This is a genomic window from Emticicia aquatilis (genome assembly GCF_014644295.1).
GTDB lineage: Bacteria > Bacteroidota > Bacteroidia > Cytophagales > Spirosomataceae > Emticicia > Emticicia aquatilis.
In genome coordinates, this window is record NZ_BMKK01000008.1 from 107,789 (window position 1) to 125,148 (window position 17,360).

Genomic DNA, 17,360 nt, shown 5'->3' on the forward strand with positions numbered 1-17,360 from the left:
AACCAATTCCCGACTGAGAGTTATGAGGAGGATAGTATAGAAAACTTTATTTTATCTTCCAGATTGCACCGTTTTTAGTCTGGAAAACTTCGAGTAAATTATCTTTTGTTAGTTGTTTTAATACCTCTTCGGCGTTAGTAAAAGTCTGATTTCTCAACACCGCAAACTCTTTGGCCGTTAAGGTATTATATTTTTGAAACAGCGATTTCCAATCGCTTTTAAATACTTGAGGTTGGATGTTCGGAGTCAAAGCGGTAAGTTTGGTGATAAATTCATTATAAGGTCGAGCACCATACATAAACAAAACATTTTTGGAAGTATCCGAAAAAAATAAACTCGGAAAGCCTCTCACACCCATTTCACGAGCCAAAATCAAATCTTTTTTGAACAACTCCTTTGCCTCACCATCAAAATCCTGTTTTAACTGCTGAACATTAAGCCCCACTTCGTTGGCCGCTTTTTCCAAATATTCCCATTTTGTGATATTTTTTTTCTCAAGAAAAACCATTTCTCTGATTTTTCTCAAAAACAAAATCGCTTTTTGTTTATCCTGAATTTCGGCGGCCTTAAATGCAATCGAAGGAGGATACGAAGATGAAAGTGGGTCTTCGAGCCAAACATCACCGTCGATAGGCATTTCATAATGATGGCTTACTTCGTCCCAGTGATGAGCCACATCGCTCGGTTTACTGATACCGCCACTATTGTACGACCAATCTTTCAACAAACCGCCCATGTGGTATTCAACTTCTACATCAGAGCCATATTCAAGCTTTAATCGGCGTAATTGAGGTTCGATTCCCCAGCAAGATGAGCAAATTGGGTCAGTGAAATAGACAATTTTGATTGGTTCTGCTTTCGCTTCTATATTGAGAACTGTCGAATTACTATCAGAAGATTCTACTCCGCAGATTCCTGATTCAATATCGCATAAAAGTGGATTTTCGTTAGACATTTTCTTAATGTTTTGTGCGTTACAAATGACTAATCCCAAACAAATGAAGAAAAAGAGAACTTTCATTTTACGGTTGTTGAGATTTAAAGTTTATAGTAATTAAAATTTGGTATGATTCTTATGAACCTATTGGTCAAGAAATAATGTTGCAAAAGTGCAAAGAAGACCAACAACTGTCAATTAGTCAAAAAAATCTGACTACCAATATTATACAAATGAAAGAAGCCAAATGCCCAGCCGAAGAATTACTGAAATCAATAGCAGGAAAGTGGAAGCCACAGATTTTGAAGTTAGCTATTGATAATCCGATTCGTTTTAATGCACTTTTACGTCAGCTGGAAGGAGCAACCAAACAAGCCATTGCAACTGCCTTGAAAGAACTCGAAACCGAAGGGATTTTATCGAAAGAAACAATAAAACTAAAACCTCTACACATTGAATACAGTTTAACAGAGAAGGGGAAAAAAATAATACCACTCTTGCAACAACTGGAGGATTTTTAAGAAAATGTTTGTTCTGAAATTAGATTGTTTTGTCTGTACTAATTCAGAGAATAACTAAATTTCCTCTTTTTTGACTTTATTTAAAGAAAATTTCATGCAGAATATCGCCAAATACATTGACCATACTTTACTGAAACCAACTGCTACTGAAATGGATTTCAGGAAACTATGCGAAGAAATTTATCAAAATAGTTTTTATTCGGCCTGTGTGCCGCCATTTTATGTAAGTTTTGTAAAAGAACTACTCGAATATAGTGATGCTAAAGTTTGTACGGTTATTGGTTTTCCGTTGGGTTATCATTCAACCGAAGCAAAAATAGCAGAAGCTAAAAAAGCATTGGCAGATGGTGCTGACGAACTTGATATGGTGATGAATATAAATGCTTTTAAATCAATGGCTTACGAAACTGTAAAGCAAGAAATAAAGGCATTGGCAGAAATTGCACACGATAGCAACGCCTTGCTAAAAGTTATCATCGAAACTGCCTATTTGGATAATTTTGATATACGAATAGCTTGTGAAATCTGTGAAGAAGCTGGTGCTGATTTTGTGAAAACTTCAACAGGTTTTGCTCCTAAAGGTGCTGATATTGAGCAAGTTAAGCTCATGCGTGAAGTATTGCCAACTAATATTCAAATCAAAGCGTCGGGCGGAATTCAAACGTATGAGCAAGCAATGGCTTTCATCGAAGCTGGAGCAACCCGACTCGGAACTTCATCAGGTGTGACTATCGTGAGTGGAGGGTTTGGGTATAGTGGATATTGAGTATAAAATTTACCACAGAGGCACGGAGAACACATAGAAACACAGAGAATATGCTCCGTGAAAACTCTGTGTCCTCCGTGCCTCCGTGGTGAAAAAATCATTTCTCCATCAAATTCCCTAACAAAACATCAGGAGCAATCATTACTCGTGTACCCGTTTCTGCATTTTCGAGATTCAAAACACCTCTTGGACAAACCGCCGAACAAACACCACAGCCTACACACGATGAACGCACAATGTCTTGCCCCTTTTGAGCATAAGCCCGCACATCAATTCCCATTTCGCAATGCGTTGAGCAGTTACCGCACGAAATACATTGTCCGCCATTGGTTGTGATTCTAAATTTCGATTTGAATCTTTGTATTATTCCAAGATAAGCCGCCAACGGGCAACCAAATCTGCACCAAACTCTATTTCCCATGAGTGGGTAAAAACCAGTACCAACAACGCCTGAAAATATTGAACCAATCAGGAAACCATAGCTTGATTTTAGGCTTTCGGTTGGAATAAAACCGAGTAGATTATAGCTGCCAGTGAAGTAGGTATAAAGCACACCGATGGTCATGATAATGGCAAAAGCCAAAACTCCATAAATCAGATAGCGTTCTATCTTCCACGCCTTCAAAGATTTATTAGAAAGTTGTCGAAAAGGGTCGCCCAGAGTCTCTGCCAAGCCACCGCAACCACAAACCCATGAGCAGTACCAACGCTTGCCGAAAAAATAGACCATCACTGGCACTCCAACTACAAAAAGTACAATTCCCCAAACCAATAAAAATATGCCAAAAGCTCCACTTGCAAGCAATTTATCAATCCTATAATTAAAGAAAAATGAATAGTCGAGCGGCCACATATTTTTCAAATCGGCCGAAGGTAAATTCAGATTCGACATGATTTCGGGTAAAATGAAAGCAATACAAGTCTGAAAAAACATAATTGATAAAGTCCTGAAAATCTGATACTTAGAATGTCGATATTTGATAATATATCTGATTCCCATTACTAAAACCGAAATCGTGTAGAGGAACCCATACATAAACCAACGGCTCGCTTCTCCACCATTGATGAGTTTACTCACAGGGTCAACGAGCATTGTCCAATTGGCAATGTATTGCGGCTTGAAATAAAGAGCAATATAGAATAATATCAAAAAAGTACCAATGCCAATACCCAGCCACTTGCGTGTCATGGCAGGGTTGAAGTAAATACCATTGTTTTTAATTCCTGCGGGTTTCTGTGCCTCTGGAATTATAAAAAGTAATGCCCCAAAAATAGCCAGACCGAAAGTCAATAAAAACATAATACCTTTATTATCAACTAAATATCCGTTTGCGGAAGATTTTACGATTGTCAAGATTGTATCTTCATAAATCTTTTTATCCCAAGCTTGTTGAGCATTATATACTTTATTGAGTTGATTTATGCCTTCTGATAATTCAGCGGTGAAAGTATAGGAATTTGAATAATTTTGGTCAACCATCGAAGCCAATTCTATTTTAGCATCGAGAAGGGCATCTTCTTTGAAGTTTTTCTCCAATATTTCATTAGTCAATGTATAATTATTCATGCCCAAAGTGCCAACAAAGAGCATGAAAGCAGCAAGAAAAATGAAGAGTCCGAGTTTTTGTAGCATGGCTTTAGAATATTTTTGAGAAGAGTCCTTTTTTTGATTTTAATGTTAAACTACTACCAGTTTCAGCGTTGTATTTTTCCAATATTTCTTTTTCGTACTGTTTGAAAAACTCTGGGTCGAAATTGGCTTTTGGAAGGTTTTCTAAAACATATTCAATGCTTTTACCTGACGAAATCCACTCATCCCAAACTTCGTGTCGCATTCTAATTCCAAATGTATTTACGCCCGTAACAGCCTTCGGGCGGCGTTCCGCACTATCAGCTTGATAGTTGATTCTTACGCAGATTCTGCCCGAAGAATGTTCCCAATAAAAAGTTTTCGTGTCAACTGGCAATTCGGCAGGGACTTGACCGTAAGTTTGATACTCAATATCAAAGAATTTAGCCGAGTTGAAGAAAATCCCAGGCTGATATTTAGTTGGTTTACCGCAGATTGTTCGGGCTACTGTTTCGCCCATGATTCGGCCTGTGTACCAAATTTGTTCAATATTTTTCCTTCCAACTTGTGGGTTTTCATGTTCCACACAATCTCCAACGGCATATACATCAGGTATGTTAGTTTCAAGGTATTCATTTACCAAAATTCCACGATTGAGTTTTATTCCGCCAACGCCCAGCACAAAAGCAGGTTTTTCTCTTCCAATCATGTTTCCTTGTGGCACTTTCAACAAACCAATATTTGGACTAACTCCTACCGTTAAACCCACAAATTGGCATTCAATTTCCTCACCCGATTTTGTTCGTATTGCTTTTACTTGCCCATTCTCATCTCCAATTATTTCATCTAATTCGCTCGAAAACTTGAGATTTATATGATTTTCTTTGATGTGTCTCGAAATAAAGACTGACTCTTCGGGCGGCATTACGGCATTCCAAAAACTACTTTCCCGCACTAAAAATGTTACGTCAATTTCTTTTGAATGAAGCATTTCGGCCAATTCTACGCCAATCAGGCCGCCACCCACAATAACCGCTTTTTTGATTTGGGGTGTTATTTCTTCCAAAGATTCTAAATCTTGGTAGCTGTAAAGCCCCTGCACACCTTTGAGATTTTGCCCTTTCCAGCCAAATTTATTGGGTGTTGAACCAAGTGCTAAAATCAATTTATCGTAGCTGATTGAGCCACCAACTTTTGCTTCTTTATCATCCGTATCGTTGGGCAGTCTGAAATATAACTTCTTTTCTTCAAAATCAACTGTTTTAACCCATGCACGTTTCAGCTCAATACGGTTTTTCTCCCAAAACCAATCTTCGTAGGGTTTTGTATGCTCAAATTTCATGTGTCCCATATAGACGTACATGAGAGCCGTACGAGAGAAAAAATGGTCAGTTTCGCCCGAAATGACAGTAATTTTGCAATCAGATTGCTTTCTGATATGTCGAGCGGCAGTAATTCCGCTAATGCCATTTCCGATAATAACAACGTGTTCCATGAGGGTTGAGTTTTGAAACAATTTTTTTGATTGCCCGTTTTCGTTTACAAATTTGTGGATTTTGAAGATGCTGGTTTGTCGGCTAACTGACGAAATATACGAAGAAATTTTGGGAATAGTTTGTAGAGCAATTTTCCAAATTACCTGAGACTGTTACAATTTGGAAAATTGTGTTACGATTCATTTCTCAGGCAAATGTACCTCCGCCATCATACAGCGTGCCGAACCACCACCGCAAGTTTCAATCATATTGAGGTTAAAGTGCTGAATAACAGCGTATTCTTCAAGTTCGAGTATTTGCGAACGATTCAAGGAATTATAAGCCGAAGTTGACATTACGAGCAAATTATGCCCTTTCAAACTCTTAACCAGCAACATATTTCCCGCAAATTGATTCATTTGTTCGAGCGAAATTTCAATGACGTGTTTGCCGCTATTAGCTAAAGATTCTTTCACTAACAAACGCTCATCTAAATCTGGAATTGACTCTAAACAAATAACCGCAAATGTATCACCCACACACATAACAACATTCGTGTGATACACCTCTTTGCCATGAGCATCAACTGATGTGAATTTTACTAATTTATAATTCATTTGCTTGGCCCAAGCATCCAAAACCTCTGCATTTGTTCTTGGTGAAACACAGGCATAAGAAGTGCGGTGCATTCGGTCGAGAACCATGCTGCCTGTGCCTTCGAGAAACTTATTTTCTTTCTCAAAATGTGTAAAATCCAGCACAACTTCTACATGAAACTTTGTGCGTAAATCGTCAATGATGTCGCTTCTACGTTCCAAACGGCGGTTTTCGGCTTGCATCGGATACAAACAAATCTTGCCCGAATGATGAAACGAAATCCAGTTATTCGGAAAAATACTATCGGGCGTATGTGGCTCAAGGGTATCGTCATAGACCATTACATTTACACCAGCGGCACGCAATTGGTTTACCATCGCATCAAATTCTCGGAGGGCATCCGCTTGCGTAATGTTATTAGTCAAAGACTTAGCTTTTACATCTTGAAAAGCATTACTTTCGGCAGTTTGCTCATTAAAAGCAAAATTTACTGGCCGAATCATTAGTATGTTTGAAGTGGTTTGTGCTTGCATAAAATTTAATGTTGAATGATTCAATGATAGAATGAGTGAATAACAGTTTTGAAGTGATAAATTTCTCTTTACAAATGAGTGAATGTTAGAATAAAGTACAAAAAAACTTATTCTATCATTCACTCATTCTATCATTCAAAATTGACGAAGTATCGGCATACTCATACAATGTGAGCCGCCTCTGGCTCTTGAAAGTTCGGCCGACGGCAACATGATAATTGTATCAGTCAAAGTTTCGGGTGAAAGTTCATTTTTCTCAAATTTTTCGAGCAAATCTGCTGCTCTGATTGTCTGAAAACCTGCTTCACGGAATGCTTCAGCGGTTTTATCATTTCGGTCGTAACCGATGGCAATTCCTTCTTTTACTACCAATAAATTACACGAATCTGTCCATTGTTCTCTTGCTCCGTAAGGGAACTCATTATTGCCCGAATATACAAACTTTACAGGCTCATAACAATTCAAATCATCTTTTGTTATTGATGAAAGCAAGTCTTCGAGGTTGGCAAAGTTTTTTACTTTTACTACACCATCTTTATTGATAAATTGTTTAATCGTCAATGCTTCGTAGCTTGGTTGTTGGCCGAGTTCTTCCCAAATTGATTGTTTTTCGGCTTCTTCTTGAATTCTACCGAGCGAGCCAAGCAATACCCAAACATTGCGTTTGATTTGCGTAAAAATAGTATCAATGTGCATGTAATCACGTTTTTGCGGAATTTTCACAATCGTAACTTTCTGCACTGCATTTTTCTCAAATAATAAATCAATGGCTTGTCTGGCGGCTTCAACCGAAGTTCGTTCGCTGACACCAATCAGTAAATGATTCGGAGCAATCATCATCACATCGCCACCTTCGAGCGTATTCAAGCGACCTTCTTGCTCTTCTTCTGGCAATAGAAAATGGTTTTCGTCTTCCGTAATTTCAATGATTTTTCCTTGTAAATCTTTAAATATGGTATGATTAAAGAATACATATTTTGCCAAAAGCGACTCTCTTGTGCGGGCATATTTGGCAGGTTTATTGAGCAAAAGATGGTCGTTGACAACAATACCAATATCACGAGTAAAAATCAGATTCGGAATTGGCGGAAAAAGCATTTTATTGTTCGGCAAAATTCCAGTTATCAGCACTCTGGCCAAATCAATATTTGACATTTGAGCCATTTCGTTCTGAAACTGATATGAACACTCTTCAACTGCACAAACTGCCGCAATGAGTTGCGTTCGCACAGCAGGCATTTTCAGAATATCCGAAAGTAATTTCTCGAACTCAATAACTTTATCAGAGTTGAAATATTTTTTGTTGGAAGGCTTATAAAAATCACGAGATTTATCAGCATCAATTCGTTTGAGTTTTCCTTTAACCTTTTCAGTATCAAGAAAATACAAAAGAATTTTTACATAAAAATCGTATTCGTCTCGTCGCATGGTTTCGAGATGCACGATGTCTTCAAAAAGCCAATCTTGGGCTTTTGATGGTACAACTTTGCCCAAACCGCTATCTGGACTATGGATAATAAGGCGGCGTAAAGTACCTACTTCGGAAGATACAAATATATTATTGTTCATTGAGAAATAACAAGTTAAAGTCCACGGACAACAGCCCACAGACGACAGAATTTATGTTTTAAATCAAAAGTAATGGTATAATCTCCCCTTTAGGGGCGGGGGGTTAGTAAAAACCAAAATTGGCCATGAATGCCATGAGCTGAAAGAAGAAAACTGAGATTCGGTGAGGTTTACAAAAATGACGGTATAGTCCTGCGGGCGTGAAACTACAGTTTTCATCACGCAAACGGCTTTTGTGGGCTATATTTTTTTGTATTATTACCATACTATGTTGCAATATTACAAATCATTAAACTTATTTCAAAAGTTTTTCGAGCAAAATTCCTAACTTGCGATGTTCACATTTAAGACCCACAATGACCAATTTGTTTAGCCGAAATCGAGAACAATCGCAGTTAATTTTATTTTTTCTTCATAATTTTTTCATCAGTATCGGAACCGTCTTGGTGTACGTTTCGGCCAATATCATTTTGCTCGAAAATCACCCCGAGTTCTCATTGCCGATTGCCTATATCGTTTCGACATTGGCCATGATGGGTGTCGGTAAAATCTATGAATATTACGAACACCATTATTTATTGCAAACCCTCAGTATGCGGGTTTTGTTATCGGTTTTGGTGATGTCGATGCTCATGGGCATGATAGTTTATCTGAGCCATTCGATTTTCACTGCCATTGGCATCATGGTTGGGTTTCGTATCATTTATTTATTGGTCAATTTAGAGTTTTGGGGAGTTTCGGCGGTGGTTTTTGATGTTCGCCAAAGTAAGCGTATTTTCAGTGTCATTGGCTCGGGCGATGTTCCTGCCAAAGCCATCGGTGCTATTCTTACGGTGCTTATTCATTCTACTTCGGTTTTGTCAATTCTGATTTCGGTAGCTTTTTTTACATTTTTATTAGCCTTTTTTACCCAAAAACGTACTTTTCAGCTTACAGAAGTGCCTGAATCTCAGCCCGAACGCAAAGTGCGTAAACCCGAATCAAAGTATATCCAAGAGTTATTTGGTGGAAGTAGATTGGTGTTTGAGATGTGCGTAGGCTTAGTTGCGGTTTCGTTGTCGGCCACATGGATTGAGTATAATTTCTTTGTGAATGTCAAATATAAATTTCATAATCAGCACGATGTCATTGCATTCGTAGGCTATATTTTGGCTATAACATATTCGATTTCTACGGTTGTGAAACTTTTGATTTCGAGCAAAATGATTGAGCGTTTCGGGCTTCGCAATGCCCTGCTTTTCTTGCCAGTCGGCACGGTGATGATTTCGGTTTTCTTAGTCGTTTTGTCGTCTCTTCAAAACGATGAAAATGCCTTGTGGATGGAATTTAGTGCGGCTTACTTACTTTTTGAAGTGATGCGACGAACCATTTTCGACCCTGTGTTTTTGGTGATGTTTCAGCCACTTACTACCCACCAACGCCTCAAAGGACACACACTCGCTAAAGGTTTTTATGAGCCGCTCGGTATGGGAATCGCAGGTCTTTTGCTCTTGGCCGAGTATTATTTCGATTTTTCTTTCACTTGGATACACTTCGGTTTTACGGTTATTTCGGCGTTTTTGGCTTCGTATTACCTCAGCCGAGCGTTTCGTCATTATATTATTGAATTGAAATCGGCTTTGAGCAAGCGTTTCTTGAGCGATGATGAATTGGTGATGCAAAAAGATGCCTTCAAGGCAATCTTGAAAAATCTTGTAAGTGAAAAACCCGAAGAAGTTATCAGTGCCATTGATTGGATAACTCGTTTCGATGCACCAAAATTAGATGCGTACTTGCCAAATTTACTCCAACATTCATCAGAAAATGTGCGAATAGCCGCCTTGCGTGCTGCCGATAAACTTGAAATGAGTGCCGAAAGTATCAAAATATTGAGCGATAATATTGCGACCGAACCAAACGCAATTTGCAGACAATTGGGCGGACAAATTTTAAGTAAAAAAGGTTTTTGGACAGACGAAAAAATAAATGAATACTTAATTTCTGATGATTTGGCATTGACCGAAGGGATTCTGACAACCACGCTCGCCACTCCCAACAAAATTGGCAAACAGCAACTTGATAAATATTGCTTATCTGAAAGTAGTTTAGAGCAGAAACAAGTGGCCTTGCGACTCATAAAGTCTTTAAAATTAAGTGAATACGAAGTTTTTGTTTCAGATTGTTTATCGAAAACCGAACTTCAACCCGAAGCTATCAAAGCCGCAGGAAGTTTGGCTACAAAACCGATGATAGTTTCGTTGACACAATTATTGTTTAGTCATTCGATGGCCAAACGAGCATTGAAGCAACTTATTGACATTGGCGAAGAAGGCTTCCTCACAATTTCTTCCCTCAAAAGCACCGACGATACTTTTGCTCTCAGAAAACTTATCAGTTTTTGTGAGAAATATCAAACCGAAGACTCCCGGAAACTGCTGTTTTATTTAATCGAGAATAAAAATTGGGAAGTAAGTACGGCTGCGTTGAAGGCTTTGGGCAATTTTGAAAAAAATGAAATCCATCGAGCTTTTTTCGAGCAATCTTTGGAACATGAATTTAAGCACGTTTATCAACTATTGAATGGTTTTGATTCGATGCCTAAAGACACTTTACAATATGAATTAGACCAAACTTCTGACCGTATTTTTTATATTCTCACCTCTCTCTACGACCGAGACATCGTGCAAGATGCCATGCAGGGAGTTGAACATTCATCGAAAGAAAAACGAGCTAATGCCCTCGAAATTTTGGATAATATCATTCCAAGAGAAATTTATAAATGCCTCCACGCTTTGCTCGATGATTCGAATATCGAACAGAAAAAAAGTATTTTTGGTGAATATATCGGCAAAAACACTGAGCTGAAATCTATTATTTCGGTGATTTTGGATAAAGGTGAACGCTATTTTGGTAATTGGACAATCGCACAGGCATTGCAAGCTTGGAAACCAGCACAAAGCAAGTTTTCGTTGGGAGAATTAAGTATTTTTGAGGCTTACCTCAATCACCCAAATAGGCTGGTCAAAGAAGCGGCTTTCAAGAAACTTGCCGATAATGAAGTTTTCAGACAACAACCCGAATTTGAAAAATATATTAAACAGATTGATATGAGTCATTCACACGAAAAAGCTACTGTATCCGAACTCGAACGAGTGATTGTATTGAAAAATACCCAACTTTTTGCCGAAACTCCCGAAAATGTGCTAACTTCGATTGTGCCAATCATGAAAGAAATTAGTTTCCACGAAGGGAAAACGATTTTCAAAAAGGGCGAAATCGGCAATTGCATGTATATCATCTATGCAGGCGAAATCGGTATCTATGACCACGAAACGCTGCTCGCAACCTTTACAAAAGGTGATGTATTTGGCGAATTAGCATTGCTCGACGCCGAACCACGCTCTGCATCGGCGGTAGTAGAAAGCGATGTTTTACTTTTCAGAATCGACCAAGAAGATTTCTTTGATTTGATGGAAGAACGCAACGAACTTTTGAGAAGAGTGCTACGAATTCTTTGTCAAAGAATCAGAAATCAAAATGACAAAATCAGAAGATTGAGTTAAAAATATTAAACCCACAATTTCGATGAGTAAAATTGATTTTAGCGATGTTGTAATTGCAACTTCCACGATGGCGGTTGTAATGGGTGTTGTCACAAAAATCTTAGAAACAAAGACTCGTGACCACAGGCTCCATACTATATTGAACTTTGCGTGGCTCGGAATGATGCTTTTGTCGATGCTGATAAATTTAGCGGGCTACGAAACATCCTATTCAACAATTATTTGTTTGACTGTACTGTTTGCTGTTCAGCGTTCAAAAGGCTTTCCGCCTGCCCGAATGTTGTCTATTGCTTTTGTGCCAGCAGCTTTTGTATATCTCATCAACGACTTTTTTTTATTTCTTACACCCAACTTTTTTAAAGATAACAAAGATTATTTCGATACCGCCCGTGGGTTTGCCTTTATGTGGGTTTTAGGTTTTACGATTTATGCCCAACGACAAGCCAAACGTGATAAGGTAGTGCGTGATAAAGCCGAAGCAGAAAGAAGAATAATTGAAGCAAAGAAACAAGAACTCGAATACCAAGTAGCCGAACGCACTGCCGAATTAAGAAAACAGAAAGAATCGCTGGAAGAAGCCCTTGAAGAACTAAAAACTACACAAAATCAATTAATTCAAGCCGAAAAAATGGCGTCTTTGGGCGAACTTACGGCAGGAATTGCCCACGAAATCCAGAATCCGCTCAATTTTGTTAATAATTTTTCAGAAGTTTCGGTTGAACTTTGTCAAGAATTACAAGAAGAACTCGATAAAGATGATTTCGACAAAACTTATATCGCCGAAATTTTGAGTGATATAAGTCAGAATCAACAAAAAATTACACATCACGGACAACGTGCAGCGAGTATCGTGCGAGGAATGTTGCAGCATTCGAGAGCCAGCAACGGGCAAAAAGAATTGACCGATATAAACGCACTGGCCGATGAATACTTACGTCTGAGTTATCACGGTCTAAGAGCCAAAGACAAAACTTTCAATGCCGATTTCAAGACTATTTTAGACCCAAATTTGCCAAAAATAGAGATTATACCTCAAGATTTTGGTCGAGTTTTGCTCAATATTATCAATAATGCGTTTTATGCAGTTCAGCAAAAAGCCAAACAAGGAATTGAAGGCTACAAACCAACAGTTACGGTAGCCACAAAAGTGAATCCGCAAGAAGATTTAATAGTTACGATTACCGACAACGGTGGTGGAATGCCCGAAAGCATAAAGACGAAGATTTTTCAACCATTTTTCACCACCAAACCAACTGGACAAGGCACAGGTTTGGGACTTTCGTTGAGTTATGATATTATCACAAAAGGGCATGCAGGAACACTCGAAGTTGAAAGCACCGAAGGCGAAGGAACGGAGTTTATCATTACATTACCTTTAAAATAAGGGCTTTATGAAAAAGTACATTTGTTTGTTTTTGTTTATCTCCACTACAAATGTGCTTTTTGCACAATTTTTCAAGGCTGTTTCGGTAGATAGCCTCAAAAATGAACTGACAAAGGCCAAACACGATACTTCAAAAATCCTGATTTTAGATAAGCTAACTGCTGCCCTAACTGCCAGTAATCCTACACAAGCATTGCGTTATGGGCGAGAAGCGTGGGCATTGGCAAGCAAAATTAAATATGATAAAGGTAAAATTCTGAGTGCTTTATCGTCTGGGCAAATCATGCTCAATACTTCTGATTATGCTGAGGCACTCAATAAGCTTTTAGAAGCAAGGTATTTGGCTGGAAAAAGCCAAATGACAAAAGAAATTGTCAATATAAATCTGAAATTAGCCTTACTTTACACCAATCGAAAACAATTTAAAAGTGCTTTAGAGTATCTCTCAAAAGCCCATCTGGTTCGAGATTCTTTGCAAATTCCAGACCTTGATTATTCGCTCAATCAAACCTCTGGATATGTCTATAAAGATATGGGCCAATTTCAGAAAGCACTTGGGTTCTTCAAAAATGCGTATCAAAATTTAATAACAAAGAAAGCCGCACACCAATTATCAACAACCAGTTATTATATCGGAAGCACTTTTTCGGCTCTTAATCAAAGAGATTCGGCTTTGGCATATTTCCGTAAAAGCCTTTCTTTTCAAGCAAAATTCCACGAAGGACGAGTTTACTATGGTTTAGCCAGTGTTTTTAAGGCTTCTAATCAACTCGATTCGGCGATATTTTATGCAAAAAAAGCACTCACACGCTCCAACGAAAATCAGTTTATTCCCATTACAGTATTTTCGGCACAACTACTTTCGGAATTATACGAAAAGAAAAATGATTTAAAATCAGCTTTATTCTACACCAAAATTGCAACGGCCGAAAAAGATAGCCTTTTTAATGAAGAACAAATTCGACAAATAGAACGTCTTGCGTATGATGAAAAAGAACGTGAGTTAATAATCCAACGTCGAAGTGAAGTTCATCAAGCAGACCTCGAAGATAAAATCAAAATATATGGTCTTTCGACACTACTCATTATTGTACTTTTGGTGCTTTTCTTCCTTTATCGAAATAATAAAATCAAGCACAAGGCCAATCAGATATTGCATAGTCAGAAAGAAGAAATAGATACGCAACGAGCCAAAGCAGAAAAAGCCTTGCAAGATTTGAAAGCCACTCAAGCACAGTTAATTCAATCTGAAAAACTGGCGTCGTTGGGCGAACTTACGGCTGGTATTGCTCACGAAATTCAGAATCCGTTGAATTTTGTTAATAATTTTTCGGAATTAAGCATCGACCTCGCCCAAGAATTGAAGGAAGAAATAGAAAAAGTAAGTATTCCAGAAAAGGACAAGGAATATATTGATGAAATCATTGGAGATTTAACCCAAAATCAGCAAAAAATCAATCAACATGGCAAGCGGGCGAGTAGTATTGTGAAAGGGATGTTACAACATTCACGCTCAAGTTCGAGCGAAAAAGAATTGACCGATATAAATGCTTTGGCAGATGAATATTTAAGGCTCTCCTATCACGGATTGAGAGCAAAAGATAAGTCATTTAACTCTGATTTTAAAACTGATTTTGACATAAATTTGCCAAAAATCGAGGTAATTCCACAAGATTTAGGTCGAGTATTATTGAATTTATTTAACAATGCTTTTTATGCGGTAAAAGAAGTCTCACACCTCGAAGGTGTGGGACATCTGGGCAAGGTTTTGGTTTCCACCCAACAGTCTGAAAACCAAGTAATTATAAAAGTAACAGACAACGGCATAGGAATGTCAGAAGCCACCAAAGCCAAAATCTTTCAACCATTTTTTACTACAAAACCCACAGGTGAAGGAACAGGTTTAGGGCTTTCATTAAGTTATGATATTATTACAAAAGGGCATGGAGGTACGCTCGAAGTTGAAAGTACTGAAGGTAAAGGAACAACATTTATCATTAAATTACCTTATATTTGAAAGTGATTTCAAATGCGATAAAATAGACCGAAATTCTATGAAAATATTAGTTGTTGATGACGAAGAAGATGTAAGAGTACTTTTTGAACAGCGATTCCGTAGAGAAATTCGTGCTGGCGAATTTGATTTTGCCTTTAGTGGTTCAGGCGAAGAAGCCCTTGAATACCTCAAAGGCCAAGACTTAGAAGCTGTTTTAATACTTTCCGACATCAATATGCCTGGCATGAGTGGCATCGAACTTTTACGTCAGATTCGCTCAAAATCACCTACTTCGCCGCCAACAATTATGATGATAACCGCCTACGGCGATGTCCAAAGCCACGACCAAGCGATGGCTTTGGGAGCTAATGATTTTCTGACTAAACCACTTGACTTTACCGAACTCAAACAAAAACTTAAAAGCTCGCTATGAACGCCAAAATAATGGTAGTTGATGATGAAGCGGACTTAGAGTTGCTCATCAAACAAAAATTCCGCCGACAAATCAGAGAAAAAGTGTACGAATTCTCCTTTGCATCAAATGGAGCCGAAGCACTGCGTATATTGCATGAAAACCCAGATATAGATATGGTTTTGAGCGACATCAATATGCCAGAAATGGATGGATTGACCTTGCTTTCAAGACTTGCCGAAGAAAGTCCATTGCTCAAAGCAGTGATTGTTTCGGCTTACGGAGATATGGATAATATCAGAGTAGCCATGAATCGTGGTGCATTTGATTTTCTGTGCAAACCCATCAACTTTGAAGACTTAGAATTGACCGTTGAGAAAACTCTCAAACACGTTATTCAACTCCGAGAAACCCTTCAAGCCATCAAAGAAAATAATATCTTAAAAATGTATGTCGATGAAAATGTACTTAAATTTATGGGAAGCCACGAATTTGAAACATCATTGACGGCCAACGAAACCATTCAAGCATCAGTGCTTTTTGTGGATATTTGTGGTTTTACAGCTATTTCTGAGAAAGAATCGCCCGATATTGTTGTAAATCTCATCAATAAATACTTTGATGTGATGGTCAAAGAAATAATTGGTCAAGGCGGGCACATTGATAAATTTATGGGCGATGCCGTCATGGCTGTTTTTAAGGGCGATTACCACCTCGACCGAGCAATTGAAGCGGCGTTGGCCGTTCGGGAGCAAATAAATAATATCGAAGAAAGTCTTCCAAATCATATCAAATACCTTCCTAAAGTTTCAATCGGTATCAATACAGGTGAGGTAATTTCGGGCAATATCGGCTCGGCCTCACTTCGAAGACTCGACTACACTGTCATCGGAGACGTTGTAAATACAGCCCAGCGATTACAATCTGCTGCTAAACCAAGCCAGATTTTATTGAGCGAAGAAGCTTACCTAAAAGTCCGAGAATCATTTACTTGTCAAGAAGTAGGTGAGATAAATCTCAAGAATAAAGCCTTACCAGTAAAAGTTTATGAGGTTGTTTCTTGAAAAAATACAAAAAAACGTGCAAAATTTCTGAGAATAGCGGAACAACTCGACATTATTTAGAGTTATTATAGATAAGAATAGCATCTTGGCTATTTTGATTGTATCTTTGCGGATAATTTGAGGATAAAAGCGGCACGCTGCCCTAATCCTGATTCGCAGATATTCACTAAGTTTATCATAAGCAAAATAATAAAAATGCTCACTATCAGTAATTTACACGCCAGAATTGAGGAGAAAGAAATATTACGTGGAATCAATTTAGAGATTAAACCAGGCGAAGTACATGCCATCATGGGGCCAAATGGTTCGGGGAAAAGTACTTTAGCATCGGTTTTAGCAGGTCGTGAAGACTACGAAGTAACCGAAGGTTCTGTTACTTTCAATGGCAAAGACCTACTTGATTTAGCACCTGAAAAACGTGCTGCCGAAGGTATTTTCTTGGCTTTTCAATATCCAGTTGAGATTCCGGGCGTAACAACCATTAATTTCTTAAAAACGGCTCTCAACGAAATCAGAAAATATAACGGCCAAGAGCCTCTTGATGCTGCTCAGTTCTTGAAGAGAATGAAAGAGAAAGCAAAATTGGTAAAAATTGATGATGCTCTATTAAAACGTTCACTCAATGAAGGTTTTTCGGGTGGTGAGAAAAAACGCAACGAAATCTTCCAAATGGCTATGCTTGAGCCAACTTTAGGACTTTTGGACGAGACAGATTCAGGTCTTGATATTGATGCTCTTCGTATTGTAGCTGAAGGTGTAAATCAACTCCGTGACGAAAAACGCTCTTTCGTAGTAGTTACTCACTACCAACGTTTACTTGACTATATCGTGCCAGACTTCGTACACGTACTTTATAAAGGACGCATTGTAAAATCAGGAACAAAAGAATTGGCTCTTGAATTAGAAGAAAAAGGCTACGATTGGATTAAGAACGAAGTGGATGCTCTTGAGGTAGCATAATATTCAATGAGTGAATGATAGAATGAAGGAATAT

13 protein-coding genes are annotated in these 17,360 nt (G+C 38.2%); 8 read left to right on the forward strand and 5 right to left on the reverse strand.

Going from position 1 to position 17,360, the window contains the following annotated elements; genetic code table 11:
- Nucleotides 1-46 precede the first annotated feature (46 nt).
- Entirely contained in the window at nucleotides 47-1,021 is a 975-nt protein-coding gene (locus tag IEX65_RS18835; RefSeq protein WP_229250773.1) for a ClpXP adapter SpxH family protein, read from the reverse strand.
- Nucleotides 1,022-1,098: 77 nt separating this feature from the next.
- On the opposite strand from IEX65_RS18835, the gene IEX65_RS18840 reads away from it, so the two are divergent.
- Both IEX65_RS18840 and deoC read left to right on the forward strand, forming a co-directional pair.
- Nucleotides 1,099-1,458 carry a winged helix-turn-helix transcriptional regulator gene (locus IEX65_RS18840; protein WP_229250775.1) on the forward strand — a complete coding sequence of 120 codons (360 nt, stop codon included), beginning with the start codon at nucleotides 1,099-1,101 and terminating at the stop codon, nucleotides 1,456-1,458.
- Between the two features lie 94 nt (nucleotides 1,459-1,552).
- On the forward strand, nucleotides 1,553-2,224 hold the full coding sequence (gene deoC, locus IEX65_RS18845; protein ID WP_188768208.1) for a deoxyribose-phosphate aldolase: 672 nt from the start codon (nucleotides 1,553-1,555) through the stop codon (nucleotides 2,222-2,224).
- 97 nt (nucleotides 2,225-2,321) lie between these two features.
- Here deoC and IEX65_RS18850 read toward each other — a convergent pair whose 3' ends face one another.
- From IEX65_RS18850 to IEX65_RS18865, 4 genes are all read right to left on the reverse strand, one after another.
- Nucleotides 2,322-3,857, reverse strand: coding sequence for a 4Fe-4S binding protein (locus IEX65_RS18850; protein ID WP_188768209.1), 1,536 nt, complete (start codon nucleotides 3,855-3,857; stop codon nucleotides 2,322-2,324).
- A gap of 4 nt (nucleotides 3,858-3,861) precedes the next feature.
- Complete coding sequence (locus IEX65_RS18855; protein WP_188768210.1) at nucleotides 3,862-5,289, reverse strand: NAD(P)/FAD-dependent oxidoreductase; 1,428 nt, start codon at nucleotides 5,287-5,289, stop codon at nucleotides 3,862-3,864.
- Between the two features lie 180 nt (nucleotides 5,290-5,469).
- Complete coding sequence (gene ctlX / locus IEX65_RS18860) at nucleotides 5,470-6,399, reverse strand: citrulline utilization hydrolase CtlX (RefSeq protein ID WP_188768211.1); 930 nt, start codon at nucleotides 6,397-6,399, stop codon at nucleotides 5,470-5,472.
- Between the two features lie 135 nt (nucleotides 6,400-6,534).
- On the reverse strand, nucleotides 6,535-7,968 hold the full coding sequence (locus IEX65_RS18865; protein WP_188768216.1) for an arginine deiminase family protein: 1,434 nt from the start codon (nucleotides 7,966-7,968) through the stop codon (nucleotides 6,535-6,537).
- 356 nt (nucleotides 7,969-8,324) lie between these two features.
- Between IEX65_RS18865 and IEX65_RS18870 the strand changes: the two genes are divergently transcribed.
- The 6 genes from IEX65_RS18870 to sufC all read left to right on the forward strand — a co-directional run bounded on the left by IEX65_RS18870 (nucleotide 8,325) and on the right by sufC (nucleotide 17,326).
- Nucleotides 8,325-11,510, forward strand: coding sequence for a cyclic nucleotide-binding domain-containing protein (locus IEX65_RS18870; RefSeq protein WP_188768217.1), 3,186 nt, complete (start codon nucleotides 8,325-8,327; stop codon nucleotides 11,508-11,510).
- A gap of 22 nt (nucleotides 11,511-11,532) precedes the next feature.
- Nucleotides 11,533-12,894 carry a sensor histidine kinase gene (locus tag IEX65_RS18875; RefSeq protein ID WP_229250777.1) on the forward strand — a complete coding sequence of 454 codons (1,362 nt, stop codon included), beginning with the start codon at nucleotides 11,533-11,535 and terminating at the stop codon, nucleotides 12,892-12,894.
- Between the two features lie 7 nt (nucleotides 12,895-12,901).
- Complete coding sequence (locus IEX65_RS18880; protein ID WP_188768219.1) at nucleotides 12,902-14,911, forward strand: ATP-binding protein; 2,010 nt, start codon at nucleotides 12,902-12,904, stop codon at nucleotides 14,909-14,911.
- 37 nt (nucleotides 14,912-14,948) lie between these two features.
- Nucleotides 14,949-15,323 (forward strand): response regulator, encoded by a 375-nt coding sequence (locus IEX65_RS18885; RefSeq protein WP_188768221.1) that lies wholly within the window; start codon nucleotides 14,949-14,951, stop codon nucleotides 15,321-15,323.
- Nucleotides 15,320-16,366 carry an adenylate/guanylate cyclase domain-containing protein gene (locus IEX65_RS18890; RefSeq protein ID WP_188768223.1) on the forward strand — a complete coding sequence of 349 codons (1,047 nt, stop codon included), beginning with the start codon at nucleotides 15,320-15,322 and terminating at the stop codon, nucleotides 16,364-16,366. The genes IEX65_RS18885 and IEX65_RS18890 overlap by 4 nt, the downstream gene beginning before the upstream one ends.
- 195 nt (nucleotides 16,367-16,561) lie before the next feature.
- Complete coding sequence (sufC, locus tag IEX65_RS18895; protein ID WP_188768225.1) at nucleotides 16,562-17,326, forward strand: Fe-S cluster assembly ATPase SufC; 765 nt, start codon at nucleotides 16,562-16,564, stop codon at nucleotides 17,324-17,326.
- Nucleotides 17,327-17,360: the final 34 nt, after the last annotated feature.

What these genes read in the sequence shown, in the direction of transcription:
- IEX65_RS18835 (WP_229250773.1), bottom strand. Translation starts at nt 1,021, where the DNA reads ATGAAAGTTCTCTTTTTCTTCATTTGTTTGGGATTAGTCATTTGTAAC.
- IEX65_RS18840 (WP_229250775.1), top strand. Translation starts at nt 1,099, where the DNA reads ATGTTGCAAAAGTGCAAAGAAGACCAACAACTGTCAATTAGTCAAAAA.
- deoC (WP_188768208.1), top strand. Translation starts at nt 1,553, where the DNA reads ATGCAGAATATCGCCAAATACATTGACCATACTTTACTGAAACCAACT.
- IEX65_RS18850 (WP_188768209.1), bottom strand. Translation starts at nt 3,857, where the DNA reads ATGCTACAAAAACTCGGACTCTTCATTTTTCTTGCTGCTTTCATGCTC.
- IEX65_RS18855 (WP_188768210.1), bottom strand. Translation starts at nt 5,289, where the DNA reads ATGGAACACGTTGTTATTATCGGAAATGGCATTAGCGGAATTACTGCC.
- ctlX (WP_188768211.1), bottom strand. Translation starts at nt 6,399, where the DNA reads ATGCAAGCACAAACCACTTCAAACATACTAATGATTCGGCCAGTAAAT.
- IEX65_RS18865 (WP_188768216.1), bottom strand. Translation starts at nt 7,968, where the DNA reads ATGAACAATAATATATTTGTATCTTCCGAAGTAGGTACTTTACGCCGC.
- IEX65_RS18870 (WP_188768217.1), top strand. Translation starts at nt 8,325, where the DNA reads ATGACCAATTTGTTTAGCCGAAATCGAGAACAATCGCAGTTAATTTTA.
- IEX65_RS18875 (WP_229250777.1), top strand. Translation starts at nt 11,533, where the DNA reads ATGAGTAAAATTGATTTTAGCGATGTTGTAATTGCAACTTCCACGATG.
- IEX65_RS18880 (WP_188768219.1), top strand. Translation starts at nt 12,902, where the DNA reads ATGAAAAAGTACATTTGTTTGTTTTTGTTTATCTCCACTACAAATGTG.
- IEX65_RS18885 (WP_188768221.1), top strand. Translation starts at nt 14,949, where the DNA reads ATGAAAATATTAGTTGTTGATGACGAAGAAGATGTAAGAGTACTTTTT.
- IEX65_RS18890 (WP_188768223.1), top strand. Translation starts at nt 15,320, where the DNA reads ATGAACGCCAAAATAATGGTAGTTGATGATGAAGCGGACTTAGAGTTG.
- sufC (WP_188768225.1), top strand. Translation starts at nt 16,562, where the DNA reads ATGCTCACTATCAGTAATTTACACGCCAGAATTGAGGAGAAAGAAATA.